Consider the following 2,792-nt stretch of genomic DNA (forward strand, 5'->3'; position numbering starts at 1 on the left):
CCCACGCACACCCCGGCCCAAGCCGCTACCGCGCCCGGCACCACCTGCGGGGCGTGCCGGGCCGGGACCATCGCCCAGGACGGGTACTGCGAGCGCTGCGGGCACGCCCAGCCCCGGGAGCGCGACCACATGGAGCGCGAGGTGGCCGGGGTGGCGGCGGCCAGCGACCGGGGCCTGCGGCACCACCGCAACGAGGACGCCTTCGCGCTGTCCGCGGCCTGCCTGCCGAACGGTTCGCCCGCCGCGATCGCCGTGGTCTGCGACGGGGTCTCCTCGGCCACCCGCCCGGACGACGCCTCCGCCGCGGCCGCCACCACCGCCGGCGATGTGCTCGCCGCCGCGCTGCCCCGCGGCGCCCACCCCCAGCAGGCGATGCGGGAGGCCATCCTGGCCGCCGCCGAGGCCGTCAACGCGCTGGCCCGGGAGCCGGTCGAGGCACCGCACCCGCACCGCCAGGAGAACGCCCCGGCCTGCACCATCGTCAGCGCGGTGGTCGCCGGCGACGTCCTCACCGTGGGCTGGATCGGCGACAGCCGGGCCTACTGGGTGCCGGAGGACCGGACCGCACCGCCCGCCCGGCTCACCGAGGACGACTCCTGGGCCGCGCAGATGGTGGCGACCGGGCTGATGTCGGAGGCGGAGGCGTACGCGGACGAGCGGGCGCACGCCATCACCGGCTGGCTCGGCGCCGACGCCTACGAACTGGACCCGCACACCGCGTCCTTCAAGCCGGACCGCCCGGGTGTGGTGGTGGTGTGCACCGACGGACTGTGGAACTACGCGGAATCCGCCGAGCAGATGGCCGCCGCGGTACCGCCGGACGCCGGCGCCCGGCCACTGCTCAGCGCCCAGGTGCTGGTGGCCCACGCGCTGGAGGGCGGGGGCCACGACAACGTAACAGTGGCGGTCCTCCCGTTCCCCGCACCGTCCGGGCGGGCAGGATCGGCCTGACAGCCTGAGGGGGGCGCGTACCGTGCCGGGGGGCACGGGCGCGGGCGGGGCGGAGCTCCGCGCGCACGGCGAGTGCGTTCATGTCCAGCGGAGTGCCAAGGAGCAGATCGGATGGCCAACTTCTCCAAGCCCAAGGTGCCGCAGTTCTCGGTCGATATCTACCAGAACGAGTACCTCCCGGAGGGCGGTCGCGAGGTGCACGCCATCGCGACCGTCACCGCCACCGGCGGCGGCACCGCCGGGCGGCTGCCACCGGTGGACGCCGGCGCCGCCGTGGTGATCATGGTGGACTGCTCGGGGTCGATGGACTACCCGCCGACCAAGATGCGCAACGCACGGGAGGCCACCGCCGCCGCGATCGACACCGTGCGCGACGGGGTGGCCTTCGCCGTGGTGGCCGGCACCCACAAGGCCGTCGAGGTCTTCCCGGGCGACGGCCGGCTGGCGGTCGCCGACCCGACCACCCGCGCGCGGGCCAAGGACGCGCTACGCGCGCTGACCACCGGTGGCGGCACCGCCATCGGCACCTGGCTGCGGCTGGCCGAGCGGTTGCTGGGCGCCTCCGAGGCGGCGATCCGGCACGGCATCCTGCTCACCGACGGCCGCAACGAGCACGAGTCCCCGCAGGAGTTGCGCGCCGCCCTGGACGCCTGCGCCGGGCGCTTCACCTGCGACGCGCGGGGGGTGGGCACCGACTGGGAGGTCAAGGAGGTGACCGGCATCGCCTCCGCGCTGCTGGGCACCGCCGACATCGTGGCCGATCCGGCCGGTCTGACCGCCGACTTCACGCGGATGATGGAGACGGCGATGGGCAAGGAGGTGGCGGACGTCGCCCTGCGGCTGTGGACACCGCAGGGCGCCGAGGTGCTGTTCGTCAAGCAGGTCGCGCCCAGCGTCGAGGACCTCACCGGGCGCCGGGTGCCGGCCGGGCCGCGGGCCGGCGACTACCCCACCGGGTCCTGGGGCGACGAGTCGCGCGACTACCACGTCTGCGTGCGGGTGCCGGCGGCCGAGGTGGGGCAGGAGATGCTGGCCGGCCGGGTCGCGCTGGTACGGCCCGCCCCGGACGGCGGCGCGCCCACCCCGCTGGCCCAGGGTCTGGTACGGGCCGTGTGGACCAGCGACCTGGTCGCCTCCACCCGGATGAACGCGCAGGTCGCGCACTACACGGGGCAGGCCGAACTGGCCCTGGCGATCCAGCAGGGACTCCATGCGCGCAAGGCCGGCGACTGGAGCGGGGCAACCGCCAAACTGGGCCGCGCCGTTCAGCTCGCCGGGGCGCTGGGGAACACGGACACCGCGAAACTGCTTTCGAAGGTGGTCGACGTCATCGATGTGGCGGCAGGTACTGTGCGACTGAAGGCGAAGGTCGCGGAAGCGGACGAGATGACTCTCGAAACCCGCTCCACCAAGACGGTTCGCGTCAAGAAGTAGCAGGCAAGAAGTAGTGAGTGGCCGCGGGCGACCGCACGCGGCGACCGACGAGCAGCGCGCAGAAGCCCGGAAGCGGCGCAAGAGGGGGAATCACCGACATGGCGACCTGCCCGAACGGCCACCAGTCGGCGGCCGACGACTGGTGCGAGGTATGCGGCCACCGGATGTCGGGGACGCCCATGCCCCCCGGGGGCGCACCGCCGCCGCCACCGCCGATGCCCATGCCCATGCCCGGAGCGCCCCAGCCACCGGGCGGCTACGGCTACCCCGGACCGGGCGCCGCTCCCGGTCAGCCCGGCCCCGCCCAGGGCGGGGAGCTGTGCCCGCAGTGCCGTACGCCCCGTGAGGCGCAGGCGCCGTTCTGCGAGGAGTGCCGGTACAACTTCCTGACCCACTCCCCCACCGCC

General features: G+C 74.7%; 2 protein-coding genes and 1 pseudogene. All 3 read left to right on the forward strand.

What is annotated here, in order from left to right; translation table 11 throughout:
- On the forward strand, positions 1-951 hold a 951-nt coding region (locus tag E4099_RS31035), incomplete at its 5' end, for a PP2C family protein-serine/threonine phosphatase (protein WP_135342434.1).
- 111 nt (positions 952-1,062) lie between these two features.
- Positions 1,063-2,385 carry a vWA domain-containing protein gene (locus E4099_RS31040; RefSeq protein ID WP_135342435.1) on the forward strand — a complete coding sequence of 441 codons (1,323 nt, stop codon included), beginning with the start codon at positions 1,063-1,065 and terminating at the stop codon, positions 2,383-2,385.
- A 98-nt stretch (positions 2,386-2,483) separates the two neighbouring features.
- Positions 2,484-2,792 (forward strand): annotated as a pseudogene (locus E4099_RS31045) (FHA domain-containing protein); the annotation flags it as partial.

This window comes from Streptomyces palmae (assembly GCF_004684805.1).
Lineage (GTDB): Bacteria > Actinomycetota > Actinomycetes > Streptomycetales > Streptomycetaceae > Streptomyces > Streptomyces palmae.